Origin of the sequence: Streptomyces sp. S07_1.15 (assembly GCF_020739505.1) — a bacterium.
GTDB classification, from domain to species: Bacteria; Actinomycetota; Actinomycetes; order Streptomycetales; family Streptomycetaceae; genus Streptomyces; species Streptomyces xinghaiensis.
The window spans coordinates 2,853,169-2,868,878 of record NZ_JAJBZK010000001.1 but is presented as its reverse complement, the minus strand read 5'-3'; the positions used below and the strand labels follow the sequence as shown (position 1 = coordinate 2,868,878).

The following is a 15,710-nucleotide window of genomic DNA, read 5'->3' as shown; positions in this document are numbered from 1 at the left end:
GCCGCTCTCCGGCGCTGCCGAGGTCTGGCCGAAAGACGTTCCCGGCCGGGAAGTTTAAACGGAACCGGCGGGCGAAGACCCTCGGATCGCCCGAAAACCTGGGGCACCATGGGCATCATGGGGAGCTTCGGGGCGGAGAGCCCACTCATCGCCGGCCGCTACCGCCTGGACTTCCGGCTCGGCCGGGGCGGCATGGGGACGGTGTGGCGCGCCACCGACGAACTGCTCCAACGGCACGTCGCCGTCAAGGAGATCCATGTCGGCGAAGGGCTTCCGGAGAGCGACGCGCGGTCGCAGCGCGAGCGCACCCTGCGTGAGGCCCGTACGGTCGCGCAGGTGCGGCATCCCAGTGTGGTCGTCGTCCACGACGTGGTGGAGGAGGACGAACGCCCCTGGATCGTCATGGAGCTGATCGTCGGCCGGACGCTGGCGGACCGCATCGCCGCCGAGGGCTCCGTGCCGCCGCGCGAGGCCGCCCGGATCGGGCTCGCCCTGCTGGGCGCGCTCCGCGAGGCGCACCGGCACGGCGTGCTGCACCGGGACCTCAAACCCGCCAACGTCCTGCTGGAGGCCCCGGCGGGGCGGGTGGTGCTGACGGACTTCGGCGTCGCACGGATGGACGGCGGCACGACGATCACCGAGAGCGGCACCTTCGTGGGCTCGCCCGAGTACACCGCGCCCGAGCGGATGGCGGGCACCGGCGCGGGCCCGGAGTCCGACCTGTGGTCGCTCGGGGTGCTGCTGTGCGCGGCGCTCAGCGGCCGCACCCCGTTCCAGCAGGACTCGCTGGGCGGGGTGCTGCACGCCGTCATGGCGGGCGACATCCGGCCGCCGGAGGCCGCCCGCCCGCTGCTCCCCGCGATCCTCGGCCTGCTGGAGCGCGACCCGGCGCGCAGGATGGGCGCGGCGGAGGCCGAGGAGCTGCTGACGGAGTATCTGGGCACCGGCCGGATGCCGGAGGTGCCGCGCTTCGCGCGGGCCGGGGGCGGACGGGGCGGCGCGGTCGGCGGCGCCGGTGCGGACGCCGCCGCGGCGGCCGGGTACGCGGGCCCGCCGCCGGACGCGGTCCGCCCCGGCGGCGGTCACCCCGGCGGGCCGCCGCTCGGCCCGCTGCTGCCGCCGCGCTGGAGCCGGCACCGGGGGCGCACGGCGCTGGCCGCGGCCCTGATGGTCGCGGCGGCCGGCGGTACGGGTGTGGCCGCGGTGGCGATGCTGGTGAACGGCGAGACCCCGCTGGACGACCGGCCGACGTCGACCTCGCGCCCGGACGGGACGGGAGACGGCGAGGGCAGCGGCAGCGGAGGGCCCACGAGCCCGACGGCGACGCCCAGCGCGTCCCGTTCCTCCGCCTCTCCCGGGCCGTCCGGCAGCGGGCCGTCGTCCTCCGCGCCGCCGGGACCGTCCGGGGCGGGCCCGTCCGGCCGCGGACCGTCGGGCTCCGCCTCGTCCGCCGCCGGTCCGTCCGTGCCGGGCCGGCTGTCCGGGGTGGACGGGGCGTCCGCTCCGGCCCCGCCCGCCGGTGGCCCCGCCGCGGGCGCCCCGCTCCCGTCGGCGCCGGCGTCCGCGCGGTCCCTCCCGGAGGTGCCCGTTCCGCCGCTCACCGGACGGCTCCCGGCCGCGGCGGGGACCGGCACGGCGGCGGACGGCGGCGGCGACGGCGCGCCGGAGCGTCTGCGGGCGGACGAGGAGGCGGCGGCGGGCCGCGAACGCGAACACCCGCGCGCGCCCTGGTAGTTCCACGGGTGCCGCGCGGCGCGTGCGGTGTGCGGGGCCGCGGGGGCCGCGGGGTCGTTTCCCGGGGCCCGTGCCGCGCGCCCCGCCCGGTGGCGCGCTGTGTCACGGTGCTGCACCGTCGCGGGGGACCGACTGGAACCGGGCGCCGGGGGACGGCCATGATGGGGCCATGAAGAACGACGGGGGACGGGCCGACGAGCCCACCAGCTATCTCATCCCGCCACCGGGCGCGCCCGCGCCGCCGCCCCCGGCCGCCGGCCCCGCCGCGGCGCCCGCGCCCGGGCAGCCGGGCGGGGCTCCCGGGACGCCGGCGCCCGGCGCCGCGTCCCACGGGGCAGCCGCGCATCCACCGGAGTCCCACCGGCCGCCCGCGTCCCATCCGGCGCCGGGAACCCCGGCCCCGGTGCCGACCGAAGTGGTCGCCACCCCGCCGCCCCGGCCTCCGCACGGAGCCGCCCCGGGCGCCGCCTGCCCCGCGCCCGGCCGGACCATCGGCGGCCGTTACCGCCTGCTGTCCCGGCTCGGACACGGCGGCATGGGCACCGTCTGGCGGGCCCGGGACGAGGTCGTCGACCGCGAAGTGGCCGTCAAGGAGCCCCGGGTACCCGACCAGTTGAGCGAGCAGGAGCGGCAGACCGTCTACCAGCGGATGCGGCGCGAGGCCCGCTCCGCCGCCGCCATCGACCATCCCTCCGTCGTCACCGTGCACGACGTGGTGGTGGAGGACGGCCGCCCGTGGATCGTCATGGAGCTGGTCCGCGGCCAGTCGCTGGGCGACCGGCTCGGCGAGGGCACCCTCGACCCGCGGGAGGCGGCCCGTATCGGCCTGTCCGTGCTGGGCGCGCTGACCGCCGCGCACGAGGCGGGGGTGCTGCACCGGGACGTCAAGCCGGACAACGTCCTGCTGGGCCGGCACGACCGGGTGGTGCTCACGGACTTCGGCATCGCGCAGGTCGAGGGGGAGCAGCGGCTCACGGAGACCGGCGCGTTCGTCGGCTCCCCGGAGTACATCGCGCCCGAACGGGTGCTCGGCCAGCTCCCCGGGCCGGAGTCCGACCTCTGGTCGCTGGGCGTGCTGCTGTACGCCGCGGTCGAGGGCATGTCCCCGTACCGGCGTTCCCACACCCCGGCGACGCTGCAGGCCGTGCTCTCCGCCGAACCGCCCGCTCCGGCGCGCGGGGCGGGGGCGCTCGGCCATCTCGTCATGCAGCTGCTGCGGAAGGACCCGGCGGCGCGGCCCGCACCGGCCGAGATCCGGCAGACCCTGGAGAACGTCGCCCGCCCGCCGCAGCCCCAGCCCGCCCTGCTGCCGACGCGCGCCATGGCGGGCGGCGGCCCGGGCGGCCTGCTCCGCACCCCCAGGGGCCGCTTCGGGCTGGGCGGCGGGCTGCTGGCGGCGGTGCTCGCCCTGGTGCTGGTCGTCGCCAATCCGTTCGGCGGCGACGGGCCGCCGGAGGACTGGCGGGTCCGGGAGGAGGGCGAGATCGTCAAGGCGTCCCTGTTCCTGCCGCCCGACTACGAGCGCACCGACTCGGAGGAGGGGTACGTCACCTTCGCCGACCCCAGCGGTGTCTACACCGTCGAGCTCTGGCGGGACCAGGACACCGGGGAGCCGGACGACCCGCCGAACCCGGACTCGGCGGAGAAGGCGGCCGAGGAGCTGATCGCGTACTACGGGAACGGCGCCGAGAACTCCGTGAAGGAGGCCCGCAGCACCACGCGCAAGGCGCGCCAGCAGGAGCGGGAGGCGGTCCAGGTCCTCACCACCTACCGGGACTACGGGGCGAACGAGGACGACATCACCCGGCACTTCCGGGAGCACGTCTACGTCAACGAGGACCGGGTCGTCTGGCGGCTCCGGGTGCGGATGCCCGCCGAGGGCCACGCGCGCCCGGAGGGCGAGAAGCTGTTCGACGAGATCGTGAGCCATCTGAGGATCCAGGAGCTCTGAGCGCGGCGGCCCGGTGTCCCCGGCGGAGGCCGGGCCACCGCCATGATCCTTCCCGGGCACATTTCCCTCACCGGTCGGCCATGAGAACTCCCTGACCAGCGCCCTTTTGCCAGTAATCACTGGCGCGATCACACCGTTTCGTTCCGCCGTAGTGAAATCGGTGTTACTGCCGGGTACACAAACGGAGCGCCCCGGCATACCCTCACCCGCATGACGGAGACGCAGGCCACCCCGCAGGACAGCGCAGCACCCGCCACCGCCGGCGGCATCCCGGCCCAGCCCGCCCCGGCGGACGCGACCGGCGGCACCCCGGCACCGCCCGCCCCGGCGGACGCGACCCAGCCCACCCCGGCGGACGTGACCGGTGGCAATCCGGTCTTCACCGCCCCGGCGGGCACCCGCACCGCCGCCGACGTGGTGACGCCCGAACTCGTCGCCCGGCTCACCGCCGGCCTCACCGGCACCGGCAGCACCGCCAACCACACGCCCTTCACCGGCGAACGCCTGGCCGAGCTGCCCGAATCCACCCCCGAGGACGTGGCCGCCGCCTTCGAACGGGCCCGCGCGGCCCAGCGGGCCTGGGCCGCCGTCCCCGTACGCAAGCGGGCCGCGGTGCTGCTCCGCTTCCACGACCTGGTGCTGGCACGGCAGGACGAGGTCCTCGACCTCATCCAGCTGGAGACCGGCAAGACCCGGATGCACGCCCACGAGGAAGTGCAGGCCGTGGCCATGGCCGCCCGCCACTACGGCCGCCGCGGCCCCGCCTATCTGCGCCCCAGGCGGCACACCGGCGCCGTCCCCGTCCTCACCAAGGTCACAGAGCTGCGCCAGCCGCGCGGCGTCGTCGGCCAGATCGCCCCCTGGAACTACCCGCTGGAGCTGTCCGCCGGCGACGCGCTGCCCGCCCTCGCCGCGGGCAACGCCGTCGTGATGAAGCCGGACACCGAGACCGCGCTCACCGCGCTCTGGGCCCGGCGGCTGCTCATCGAGGCCGGCCTGCCCGAACAGGTGTGGCAGGTGGTCATCGGCGACGGCCCCGTGGTCGGCCCGGCCGTGGTCCAGCACGCCGACTACGTCTCCTTCACCGGCTCCACCCGCACCGGCCGCACCGTCGCGCAGACCGCGGCCCTCCGGCTCGTCGGCTGCTCGCTCGAACTGGGCGGCAAGAACGCCATGCTGGTGCTCCGCGACGCCGACCTGGACAAGGCCGCCGAAGGAGCCGTCCGCGCCTGCTTCTCCTCCAGCGGCCAGCTCTGCATCTCCATCGAACGCCTCTTCGTCCACGAGTCGGTCGCCGACGACTTCCTGGAGCGCTTCGCCGCCCGCACCAAGGCCATGAAGCTCGGCACCGCCCTCGCCTACGGCGCCGACATGGGCTCCCTCGTCTCCGAACGCCAGCTGGAGACGGTCGGCCGCCATGTGGACGACGCCGTGGCGCGCGGAGCCAAGGTCGTCGCCGGCGGCCGCGCCCGCCCCGACGTCGGCCCGCTCTTCTACGAGCCGACCATCCTCGACGGCGTCGCGGACCCGATGACCGTCTGCTCCGAGGAGACCTTCGGCCCGGTCGTCTCCGTCTACCGCTTCGCCGACGAGGACGACGCGATCGAACGCGCCAACGCCACCACCTACGGGCTCAACTCCAGCGTCTGGACCAAGGACGGCCGCCGCGGCCGCGCCGTCGCCGCCCGGCTGCGCACCGGCACCGTCAACGTCAACGAGGGCTACGCCGCCGGCTACGGCAGCGTCCAGTCGCCGATGGGCGGCATGGGCGACTCCGGGCTCGGCCGCCGGCACGGCTCCGAGGGCATCCTCAAGTACACCGAGGCGCAGACCGTCGCCCACCAGCGGCTGATGCCGCTCGCCCCGTCCTTCGGGCTGACGGACGAGAAGTACGCGGCGCTGATGTCGGTGAGCCTGCGCGCCATGAAGGCGCTCCGCTTCCGCTGAGCGCCCCCGGGCCGGACCGCGACCGCCACCCCCCCGCTCGGCCCCCGATCCCGACCCCCGACCCGGCGCCGCCGGCCCGCGTCCGTCCGCGGACCGGCGCCGCCGGCCGCACGACCCCACACCGCTCCCGTCCGCGACGGCACCACGGGCGCGGCCGGAACAGAACCACACAGCATGGGAGGGCCGACACCGTGGCCGAAGGCAAGTACGACTACGACGTGATCGTCGTGGGCTCCGGCTTCGGCGGATCCGTATCCGCCCTGCGGCTGACCGAGAAGGGCTACCGCGTCGGCGTCCTCGAAGCCGGCCGCCGCTTCACCCGGGACAGCCTTCCCAAGACCTCCTGGGACCTCAAGAACTTCCTGTGGGCGCCCGCGCTCGGCCTCTACGGCCTCCAGCGCATCCACCTTCTCGACAATGTCATGATCCTGGCAGGCGCCGGGGTCGGCGGCGGCTCGCTCAACTACGCCAACACCCTCTACGTACCGCCGCGCCCGTTCTTCGAGGACCGCCAGTGGGGCCACATCACCGACTGGCAGGAGGAGCTGAAGCCCTACTACGAGCAGGCCCAGCGCATGCTCGGGGTCCGGCTCAACCCGACCACCACCCCCTCGGACGTCCACCTGAAGGCCGCCGCCGAGAAGATGGGCGTCGGCGACACCTTCCACCACGCGCCCGTCGGCGTCTTCTTCGGCGACGGCAAGGACGCGGACGGCCGGACCCTGGCCGAGCCGGGCGCCGAGGTCCCCGACCCGTACTTCGGCGGCGCCGGACCCGACCGCAAGGCGTGCACCGAGTGCGGCGAGTGCATGACGGGCTGCCGCCACGGCGCCAAGAACACCCTCAACGAGAACTACCTCCACCTCGCCGAGAAGGCCGGTGCCGTCGTCCACCCGATGACCTCGGTCACCGCCGTCACCGAGGACGGGGACGGCGGCTACGCGGTCTCCACCGTCCCGACGGACAAGCGCCGCAAGTTCCGGAAGAAGCCGAAGGTGCTCCACGCCCGGCAGGTCGTCATCGCCGCCGGCACCTACGGCACCCAGACACTGCTGCACACCATGCGCGACCAGGGCCTGCTGCCGCGCGTCTCGGGCCGGCTCGGCGAACTCACCCGCACCAACTCCGAGGCCCTGGTGGGCTCCATGACCTCACCGGCCCGCTACCGCAAGAAGTACGGCAAGGAGCCGGACTTCACCAGGGGCGTCGCCATCACCTCCTCGATCCACCCGGACGAGAACACCCACATCGAGCCGGTCCGCTACGGCAAGGGCTCCAACGCGATGGGCCTGATGACCACCCTCCAGGTGCCGCACGGCACCCGGCTGCCGACCGCCCTCGCCCACGCCCTGCACTGCCTGCGCCACCCCGTGCTGCTGCTCCGCTCGCTGTCCAACCGCCGCTGGTCGGAGCGGACCATCATCGGCCTCGTCATGCAGTCCCTGGACAACTCCCTGACCACGTACCGCAAGACCAAGGGCCCGGGCAAGGGACTGCTCACCGCCCGCCAGGGCCACGGCGCGCCCAACCCGGTCTTCCTGCCGGAGGGCGCCGAGGCCGCCCGGCACATCGCCGAGGACATCAACGGCTTCCCCGGGACCAACATCGGCGAAGTGATGGGCACCCCCCTCACCGCCCACTTCCTCGGCGGCTGCCCGATCGGCGAGGACGCGGACCACGGCGTCATCGACCCGTACCACCGGCTCTACGGCCACCCCGGCATCCACGTCGTGGACGGCTCCGCGGTCTCCGCCAACCTGGGCGTCAACCCGTCGCTGACGATCACGGCGCAGGCCGAACGCGCCATCTCCCTCTGGCCGAACAAGGGGGACGCGGACCCCCGCCCGGCCCAGGGCGAGGAGTACGTACGGCTGCCCGCGGTGGAGCCGCGCTCCCCCGCCGTCCCGGAGGGGGCCTTCGCGGAACTGCGGCTCCCGGTGATGCTCCCGGTGCCGGCCGTGCCGCCGAAGGCGAAGGTGCCGGAGCCCAGGACGGAGGAGACGGTACCGGCCGAGCCCGCCGGGGCCGTGGAGCCGGCCGGGCCCGTGGAGCCGGCCGGGTCCGCCGGGTCCGCCGCTCCGGTGGCACCGGCGGCGGCCGACGGGGCCGCGGCGGCGACGGAGCCGTCACCGAACGGCCGCCCCGCCGGGGCATGACCGCTCCGGGCGGACGGCCCCGCGGCTGACGTCCCCCCGCGGAAACGGGAAGGGGCCGCACTCCAGGGTGCGGCCCCTTCCCGGCGTCTTCCTGCCGTGAGCGCGACGCCTTACGCGGCGGCGCCCATGTCACCGGTCCGGCGGCGGCGGACGACGAAGACCGCACCCGCGCCGGCCACCATGGCGACGCCACCGATCATGGCGATGGTCGGCAGCATGGAGGAGGAACCGGTCTCGGCGAGATTGCCGGTCACCGGCTGCTTCTCCACACCGCCCTGCGGCTTCGGGCCGGTGCCGGTACCCGGCTTGGCCTCGTTGCCGGGCTTCGGCTCGGCCTCACCCGGGTCCGGGACGTTCGTGCCCGGCCTGACGACCGTGAACTCGTAGTCGTCCCAGCCCTCGGCGATGCACTCCTGGCCCTCGACGTTGTCGAGGAAGGCGCCGGAGCCGAAGGTGTAGCCGTCACCGGCCGGAGCGTTCTTGTTGATGTTGACGCGGAGGTCGATGGCGACGTAGTCCTTCGCCTTCATGGCGTCGACGCCCCAGAAGTAGGCACCGGCCCACTCCTTGTCACCGATGGCCACCCACTGGTCGGTGCCCGGCACCTTGAACTGGAGCTGGACGAAGCGGCTGAGGAACTTGTCCTCGTCCAGTTCGTAGTTCTCCACCTCGGCGTAGAAGGCGACCTCCTTGAGCTCCTTCTCCGAGGTGTTGGTGACGGTCAGCTCGAAGCCGTGCCAGCCGCTGCCGGCCTCGATCTTGCCCGGCAGCCCGCTCAGCTCGGCCGTGACCGCCTGGGTGTAGTTCTCGTCGACCTCTTCGCAGAAGAGCGGGAACTCGAAGTCCTCCTCGCCCTCACCAGGCTCGGCGGCGGAGGGCTCGCCCGGCTCGGCGGGCTTGTCCTCGTCCTCGTCCCCGGTCTCGGCCCCGGCGTCCTTCTCGGACGTCTCACCCTCGGTGTCGTCCCCGGCCTCGCCGTCCTTCTCGGGCGTCCCCTCGGCGTCCTCCTCGGCCGGCTTCTGCTCCTCGGCGGAGGGCTGCTCGTCCCCGGACTCGGGCGCGGCGTCCCCCTGCTCGTCACCGGGCGCGGACTCGCTCGTCCCGGAGTCCTCGGGGGACGGGCTCTCCGCGGCGGTCACCGCGGTGTCGTTCTCGTTCGCGTACGCGGCCGGGGCCGCCATCAGCGCTGCCGGGGCTATGACAGCCGTCGCGGCGGCGGTCGCCAGAACGCGGCGAATTCTCATGCAGACCTCTTCGGTCAGCGGTGCCGTGGTATTTGCGGCACCGGAAAGAAAAAAGAAAGGGTGGCGCCCTGCCGTCGCGGTGGGGGGACGCGTTATGGCGGAGCGATCGCCATAAGTGACCGGTAAAGATCGGCAATGGTTGTATGCCCAGGACACAGGCGCCCGGGTGATGCCCATCACAGGCATATGCCGAAGGGCCTCACGGGGCCGGGGGGTGGGGCGGGCGTGAGGCCCTTCGACGGCCGGCCCGGCGCCAGAAGGGCCGGACCGGGGGAGGGCGGGCGCCGGGGGAACGCCCGCCGGAGGAGGGACGGAGAGAGGGGGACGGGGCCGGGGCTGGGGCCGGTGACCGGAGACGGCCGGTTCCGGGCGTCCCCGGAACCGGCCGCTTCGGCAGTGACCGGGCTGCTGTCCCCTGCTGTCCGGTCACACACTGAAGCGCGGTCCCACGACGTGCACCGCTTGTCCCCAAGCCACTCGGCACGCCACACGCTTCAGTGAGATCCGCCCCTGCCGCACCGGGCGCCCGGAGGAGCTGGGCGGAAGCCACGCGTCATCGCGATCGACCCGCGCCCGGCCGGCACGGACAACCGGCTCAACGAGGGGCGCGGGGAACGGTCACGGCCTCCCCGGCACCGGGAAACGCGGACCGGGAACCTCTTCCGCGGTCGCGCGGTGCCGACCGTCCGGGCGGAGCCATGCCCGTTCCGTGGAAAAGCCGATGAGTTTCGCCCGCCGGAGGAGTCCCATAGGACGGAGCGGCTGCCGGGGCAGGGCCCGGCGACGGACACCACGGGCCCCCGGCCGGCGGCCACACCGGACGCGACGTGCACGACGCACGACACACGAGGCACGGCGGAAGACGGAACACGGAAGACGAGATGGGGACGACCGATCATGAGTAACAGCGGTTCCGGCCCGGCGATCGAGACGTCGGGGCTGGTGAAGGTATTCGGGGAGACCCGCGCCGTGGACGGTGTGGACCTCACCGTCCCCACGGGCACGGTCTACGGGGTCCTCGGCCCCAACGGCGCCGGGAAGACCACCACGGTCAAGGTGCTCGCCACGCTGCTGCGCCCCGACGGCGGCGAGGCCCGCGTATTTGGCCACGACGTGCTGCGCGAGGCGGACGCCGTCCGCGGCCGGGTGAGCCTGACCGGGCAGTACGCCTCGGTGGACGAGGACCTCACCGGCATGGAGAACCTGATCCTGCTGGGCAGGCTGCTCGGCCACGGCAAACGCCCGGCCCGGGAGCGGGCCGGGCAGCTCCTGGAGGCGTTCGGGCTGGCGGAGGCGGCCGGCAGGCAGGTCAAGAACTATTCGGGCGGTATGCGGCGCCGCATCGACATCGCGGCGAGCATCCTCAACACCCCCGACCTGCTCTTCCTCGACGAGCCGACGACCGGCCTGGACCCGCGCAGCCGGAACCAGGTCTGGGACATCGTGCGGGCCGTCGTGGCCCAGGGCACCACGGTGCTGCTGACCACCCAGTACCTCGACGAGGCCGACCAACTGGCCTCCCGTATCGCCGTCATCGACCACGGCAAGGTCATCGCGGAGGGCACCAAGGGCGAGCTGAAGGCGTCGGTGGGCGCCGGCACGGTGCACGTACGGCTGCGGGACGCGGCCCAGCGGCCCGAGGCCGAACGGCTGCTCACCGAGGCGATGGCCGCGCACATCCAGCTCGACCACGACCCGGTGGCCCTGACCGCCCGCGTCGGTACCGGCGGCGACGGCAGGGGCGCGGCGGAGCAGGCCGCCCACGCCCTCGCGGAGCTCGGCCGCGCCGGCATCGTCGTCGACAACTTCTCGCTGGGCCAGCCCAGTCTGGACGAGGTCTTCCTCGCCCTCACCGACCGCACCGAAGACACCGAAGACACCGAACACACCGAAGACACCGAACACACCGAACACACCGAACACACCGAACACGCCGAACACGCCGCCACCGGTACGGCGTCCGCCACGGGCAAGGACAGCAAGGAAGAGGTCCCGGCATGAGCACCGCGACGAGCACCGCGAGCACCGACGCGCGGACCGGGGAACCGGCCCCCGTCGCCACCGAGAGCCTGGCCGAACTGCTCGTCGCCGGGCGGCGGCCGCCGCGGCCCAGCGCGTGGTCCGCGTCGGTCACCTTCGGATGGCGCGCCGTACTGAAGATCAAGCACGTGCCGGAGCAGCTCTTCGACGTCACGGCGTTCCCCGTGATGATGGTGCTGATGTACACGTACCTCTTCGGAGGCGCGCTCGCCGGCTCGACCAGCCGCTACCTGCAGTTCCTGCTGCCGGGCATCCTGGTGATGAACGTCGTGATGATCACGATGTACACCGGGGTGTCGGTCAACACCGACATCCAGAAGGGCGTCTTCGACCGGTTCCGCACCCTGCCGATCTGGCGCCCCTCGGCGATGGTCGGCTATCTCCTCGGCGACATGCTGCGCTACGCCATCGCCTCGGTGGTGATGCTGACCCTCGGCCTGATCATGGGCTTCCGGCCGGACGGCGGCGTGGCCGGTGTGCTCGCCGGGGTGGCGCTGCTGGTGGTCTTCTCGTTCGCCTTCTCGTGGACGTGGACGATGTTCGGCCTGCTGCTGCGCAGCGAGAAGTCGGTGATGGGCGTCAGCATGATGGTGATCTTCCCGCTGACCTTCCTCAGCAACATCTTCGTCGACCCGCGGACCATGCCGGGCTGGCTGCAGGTCTTCGTGAACAACAGCCCGATCACCCATCTGTCCTCCGGCGTGCGGGAGCTGATGGCGGGGGAGTGGCCCGCGGACGAGATCGCCTGGACCCTGGGCTGGGCCGGGGTGTTCGTCCTGGTTTTCGGGACGGTCACGATGCGGCTGTACAACCGCAAGTGACGCCCGGCGGGACGGTGTGCCGCGCCCCGGGGACGGCGGGCGACGCCGGGGCGCGGCGCGGACACGGGTGTGCGGCTCAGACCCGCCCGCGGCAGAGATCCAGGAGGGTCATCGCCAGCGCGGTGCCCGGCTTGCCGAGCTGCTCGCGGTAGTGGTGGAGCACCTCCATCTCGCGGGAGAGGTTCACCCGGCGCCCGCCGGAGGTGATCCTGGCCTCCTGGATGGCGGCCGAGACGGCCATCCGCTCCCGCACCAGGCCGATGATCCGGGCGTCCAGATCGTCGATCCGCTCGCGGGCCCCGGCGATGAGGGCCGCGGCCTCGTCGGTGCGGGCTCCCGTGTCGGGGGCGGCGGCCTGCGCGGGCACCCGGGCGTCCGCCGCGGGGCCGGTGGCCGTGTCCGTGGTGCTGTCCGTGCCGCTGTTCCTGCTCAGGTCGGTGTTCAGGTCCGTGTTCAGGTCCGTGTTCATGTCCGTGTCTCCTCGGAGCCGTGGGCCCCGGTACCGCCGCGGCCCGGACCGAACGCAGAGCGCCCCGGGCCTTGACCGGCCCGGGGCGCCTGGAAAGTCGCGTGTCAGTGGCTCACGCAGCGCGACCTTGGCAGCCGGACGGGCCGGTGCCATAGGTAAAGCGGAAGGTGAGCTGCGAGAACATGCCGACAGTATGGCCCGCCCGGGGCGGACGGTGCCAGGGCGGGCCGGATGCTGAGACGGACGGGGGCGCCGCCCCGCGCCGTTAGAATCGGGATCCAGCCAGCTCCACCGTCCACGCCGGAAGGCCGCCGCAGTGCCCTCAGCGACCCCCGCTTCCGCTCCCGACGCCGACCACTCCCCGGACACGGTCCTCGTCGTCGATTTCGGTGCGCAGTACGCCCAGCTCATCGCCCGTCGCGTCCGCGAGGCCCGGGTCTACAGCGAGATCGTCCCGCACACCACGCCGGTGGCCGAGATCCTCGCCCGCAACCCCAAGGCGATCATCCTCTCCGGCGGCCCCTCCTCGGTCTACGCCGAGGACGCCCCGCACGTCGGCCCCGAGCTGTTCGAGGCCGGCGTCCCCGTCTTCGGCATTTGCTACGGCTTCCAGGCCATGGCCAAGGCGCTCGGCGGCACGGTGGCCCGCACCGGCACCCGGGAGTACGGCGGCACGGACCTCACCGTCGCCCGCCCCGGCTCGACCCTCTTCGAGGGCACCCCCGCCGAGCAGTCGGTGTGGATGTCGCACGGCGACTCGGTCGCGGAGGCCCCCGAGGGCTTCACCGTCACCGCCTCCACCCCCGGCACCCCCGTCGCCGCGTTCGAGAGCGACGACAAGAAGCTCTACGGCGTGCAGCACCACCCCGAGGTGATGCACTCCACCCACGGCCAGCTCGTCCTGGAGCACTTCCTCTACCGCGGCGCCGGCCTCAGCCCGGACTGGACGATGGCGAACGTCGTCGACGAGTCCGTGGCCGCCATCCGCGAGCGCATCGGCGACAAGCGCGCCATCTGCGGGCTCTCCGGCGGCGTCGACTCCGCGGTCGCCGCGGCCCTCGTGCAGAAGGCCATCGGTGACCGGCTCACCTGCGTCTACGTCGACCACGGCCTGATGCGCAAGGGCGAGTCGGAGCAGGTCGAGAAGGACTTCGTGGCGGCGACCGGCGTCAAGCTCAAGGTTGTGGACGCCGAGGAGCGCTTCCTCACGGCGCTGGCCGGGGTCTCCGACCCCGAACAGAAGCGGAAGATCATCGGCCGGGAGTTCATCCGGGTCTTCGAGCAGGCCGCGTCGGAGATCGTCGCCGAGGCGGGCGAGCACGGCGAGTCCGTGGAGTTCCTGGTGCAGGGCACCCTCTACCCGGACGTCGTCGAGTCCGGCGGCGGCACCGGCACCGCCAACATCAAGTCCCACCACAACGTGGGCGGTCTCCCCGAGGACCTCCAGTTCCAGCTGGTGGAGCCGCTGCGCCGGCTCTTCAAGGACGAGGTCCGGATGGTCGGCCAGGAGCTGGGCCTCCCCGAGGAGATCGTCCAGCGCCAGCCCTTCCCGGGTCCGGGCCTGGCCATCCGCATCGTCGGCGACATCACCAAGGAGCGGCTGGACCTGCTCCGCGAGGCCGACGCCATCGCCCGCCAGGAGCTGACCGCCGCCGGCCTGGACCGCGAGATCTGGCAGTGCCCGGTCGTGCTGCTGGCGGACGTCCGCTCGGTCGGCGTCCAGGGCGACGGCCGGACGTACGGCCACCCGGTCGTCCTCCGCCCGGTCTCCTCCGAGGACGCCATGACGGCGGACTGGACGCGCCTGCCGTACGAGGTCCTGGCGCGGATCTCCACCCGGATCACCAACGAGGTGGACGAGGTGAACCGGGTCGTCCTCGACGTGACCAGCAAGCCCCCGGGCACCATCGAGTGGGAGTGACGACTCCTCCGGGTCCCCGCTCCTGACCCCTCCGCACGTCAACCCCGGCGCCGCTGCTCACACGGATGAGTGGTGGCGCCGGGGTTTGTCCCGGGTACGCCGATCAGGTCGGCAACGATGCGTCCCATGGAAGCGTCACGGCCCGGCGCCGAACCACCGCGGCGGCACACCTGGCCGAAGCCGCCGCCGGGTGGCTACACCGCCGACGATCTGGACCGGCTCCCCGGCCTGCCTCCGCACACGGAGTTGATCGACGGAAGCCTTGTCTTCCGGAGCCCGCAGACGGTTTTCCACACGCGGACTCTGCGCCTGCTGGAGCACAGCCTGCTGCGCACCGCGCCCGAGGACATGGAGGTCCTCAGGGAGATGACCATCGTCCTGGACGACCGGCAACGGCCCGAGCCCGACGTGATGGTCGCCCGCGCCGACGCCGGCACGGGGCTGGACCAGACGGCTTACCGTCCGCAGGACGTACTCCTCGCCGTCGAGGTCGTCTCCGACGACTCCAGGGCGCGGGACCGGGAGACCAAGCCGCTGAAGTACGCCAAGGCGGGCATCCCGCACTTCTGGCGGGTGGAGAGCGACAACGGGCGGCCCGTGGTCCACGTCTACGAGCGCGACCCGGCCACCGGCGCCTATGTGGCGACCGGCATGCACCACAACCGGCTGAAGCTGTCCGTTCCGTTCACCATCGACATCGACCTGACCGGGACCGCCCGCCCCTGAGCGGCCGGGGGCCGGGCCCGCACCCGAGGGGCACCTGCTCGAAGGTGATCGGATCTGCTCCATTTATTTGATTGTTGATGTACTTCGTCTCCCGTAATCGGGCCGGATCGTGGAGAATCCTCCTCCGGAAGCGATCGAGAGGCGGACCTCATGGCGCACGGGCTCCACCGGGCACATACGCCGGAGCCGGCGGGAGCACGGGCCACCGCGGCCCGCTACGCCCTGCTCCCGCTCCGCATCTTCCTCGGCGTCACCTTCGTCTACGCGGGCATCGACAAGCTCACCGATCCGGCCTTCATCGCCGACTCCGGAGCCGGATCGATCGGCCAGCTCATGAACTCCGTGCGGGACGCCTCCGCCGTCCCGGCGCTGGTGGATCTCGCTCTCCGCGACCCCACGCTCTTCGGCTACGCCATCGCCGGCGGGGAGATCGCCGTCGGTCTCGGCACGCTGTTCGGACTCCTCGCCCGGCTCGCGGCGTTCGGCGGCGCGCTGATCTCCCTGAGCCTCTGGCTGACCGTCAGCTGGCAGAGCGACCCCTACTACTACGGCAACGACCTGGCCTATCTGATGGCCTGGCTGCCGCTGGTGCTGGCGGGCGCCCCGTATCTGTCACTGGACTCGGCCATCGCCAACCGCCGCGCCCGCCACGGACAGCAGCTCTACGGCTGAGCCGCGCGCACGGCCCCCTCGCGCGTCCG

Annotated in this window: 11 protein-coding genes; 9 read left to right on the top strand and 2 right to left on the bottom strand. The window is 73.3% G+C overall.

Annotated features, from left to right (window positions below; genetic code table 11):
• Positions 1–117 precede the first annotated feature (117 nt).
• From LIX60_RS12170 to LIX60_RS12155, 4 genes are all read left to right on the top strand, one after another.
• Complete coding sequence (locus tag LIX60_RS12170) at positions 118–1,734, top strand: serine/threonine-protein kinase (RefSeq protein ID WP_308101229.1); 1,617 nt, start codon at positions 118–120, stop codon at positions 1,732–1,734.
• 169 nt (positions 1,735–1,903) lie between these two features.
• A complete protein-coding gene (locus LIX60_RS12165; RefSeq protein WP_227958463.1) occupies positions 1,904–3,685 on the top strand; it encodes a serine/threonine-protein kinase in 1,782 nt (593 codons plus the stop codon).
• A gap of 210 nt (positions 3,686–3,895) precedes the next feature.
• Positions 3,896–5,632 carry a succinic semialdehyde dehydrogenase gene (locus tag LIX60_RS12160; RefSeq protein WP_227958462.1) on the top strand — a complete coding sequence of 579 codons (1,737 nt, stop codon included), beginning with the start codon at positions 3,896–3,898 and terminating at the stop codon, positions 5,630–5,632.
• Positions 5,633–5,823: 191 nt separating this feature from the next.
• Positions 5,824–7,788: a GMC oxidoreductase gene (locus tag LIX60_RS12155; protein WP_227958461.1), complete on the top strand. Its 1,965-nt coding sequence runs from the start codon at positions 5,824–5,826 to the stop codon at positions 7,786–7,788.
• Positions 7,789–7,898: 110 nt separating this feature from the next.
• Here the strand turns inward: LIX60_RS12155 and LIX60_RS12150 are convergent, their stop codons facing one another.
• The gene (locus LIX60_RS12150; protein WP_227958459.1) at positions 7,899–9,032 is read right to left on the bottom strand and encodes an LAETG motif-containing sortase-dependent surface protein; all 1,134 of its coding nucleotides are present in this window, start codon (positions 9,030–9,032) and stop codon (positions 7,899–7,901) included.
• Positions 9,033–9,929: 897 nt separating this feature from the next.
• On the opposite strand from LIX60_RS12150, the gene LIX60_RS12145 reads away from it, so the two are divergent.
• Together LIX60_RS12145 and LIX60_RS12140 are read left to right on the top strand one after the other, a co-directional pair.
• Positions 9,930–11,033, top strand: a complete 1,104-nt coding sequence (locus LIX60_RS12145) for an ATP-binding cassette domain-containing protein (protein WP_227958457.1) — start codon at positions 9,930–9,932, stop codon at positions 11,031–11,033.
• Positions 11,030–11,893: an ABC transporter permease gene (locus LIX60_RS12140; protein WP_227958456.1), complete on the top strand. Its 864-nt coding sequence runs from the start codon at positions 11,030–11,032 to the stop codon at positions 11,891–11,893. The genes LIX60_RS12145 and LIX60_RS12140 overlap by 4 nt, the downstream gene beginning before the upstream one ends.
• A 76-nt stretch (positions 11,894–11,969) precedes the next feature.
• Here the strand turns inward: LIX60_RS12140 and LIX60_RS12135 are convergent, their stop codons facing one another.
• The gene (locus LIX60_RS12135) at positions 11,970–12,362 is read right to left on the bottom strand and encodes a chorismate mutase (RefSeq protein WP_374117845.1); all 393 of its coding nucleotides are present in this window, start codon (positions 12,360–12,362) and stop codon (positions 11,970–11,972) included.
• A 316-nt stretch (positions 12,363–12,678) separates the two neighbouring features.
• Between LIX60_RS12135 and guaA the strand changes: the two genes are divergently transcribed.
• From guaA to LIX60_RS12120, 3 genes are all read left to right on the top strand, one after another.
• The gene (guaA, locus tag LIX60_RS12130) at positions 12,679–14,283 is read left to right on the top strand and encodes a glutamine-hydrolyzing GMP synthase (RefSeq protein ID WP_227958454.1); all 1,605 of its coding nucleotides are present in this window, start codon (positions 12,679–12,681) and stop codon (positions 14,281–14,283) included.
• Positions 14,284–14,409: 126 nt separating this feature from the next.
• Complete coding sequence (locus LIX60_RS12125) at positions 14,410–15,009, top strand: Uma2 family endonuclease (protein ID WP_227958452.1); 600 nt, start codon at positions 14,410–14,412, stop codon at positions 15,007–15,009.
• Between the two features lie 150 nt (positions 15,010–15,159).
• Complete coding sequence (locus tag LIX60_RS12120; RefSeq protein ID WP_227958450.1) at positions 15,160–15,681, top strand: DoxX family protein; 522 nt, start codon at positions 15,160–15,162, stop codon at positions 15,679–15,681.
• The last annotated feature ends 29 nt before the right edge of the window (positions 15,682–15,710 follow it).

Bases quoted from the DNA above. Each gene is read 5' to 3' on its own strand.
- LIX60_RS12170 (WP_308101229.1), top strand. From the start codon at position 118: ATGGGGAGCTTCGGGGCGGAGAGCCCACTCATCGCCGGCCGCTACCGC.
- LIX60_RS12165 (WP_227958463.1), top strand. From the start codon at position 1,904: ATGAAGAACGACGGGGGACGGGCCGACGAGCCCACCAGCTATCTCATC.
- LIX60_RS12160 (WP_227958462.1), top strand. From the start codon at position 3,896: ATGACGGAGACGCAGGCCACCCCGCAGGACAGCGCAGCACCCGCCACC.
- LIX60_RS12150 (WP_227958459.1), bottom strand. From the start codon at position 9,032: ATGAGAATTCGCCGCGTTCTGGCGACCGCCGCCGCGACGGCTGTCATA.
- LIX60_RS12145 (WP_227958457.1), top strand. From the start codon at position 9,930: ATGAGTAACAGCGGTTCCGGCCCGGCGATCGAGACGTCGGGGCTGGTG.
- LIX60_RS12140 (WP_227958456.1), top strand. From the start codon at position 11,030: ATGAGCACCGCGACGAGCACCGCGAGCACCGACGCGCGGACCGGGGAA.
- LIX60_RS12135 (WP_374117845.1), bottom strand. From the start codon at position 12,362: ATGAACACGGACCTGAACACGGACCTGAACACCGACCTGAGCAGGAAC.
- LIX60_RS12125 (WP_227958452.1), top strand. From the start codon at position 14,410: ATGGAAGCGTCACGGCCCGGCGCCGAACCACCGCGGCGGCACACCTGG.
- LIX60_RS12120 (WP_227958450.1), top strand. From the start codon at position 15,160: ATGGCGCACGGGCTCCACCGGGCACATACGCCGGAGCCGGCGGGAGCA.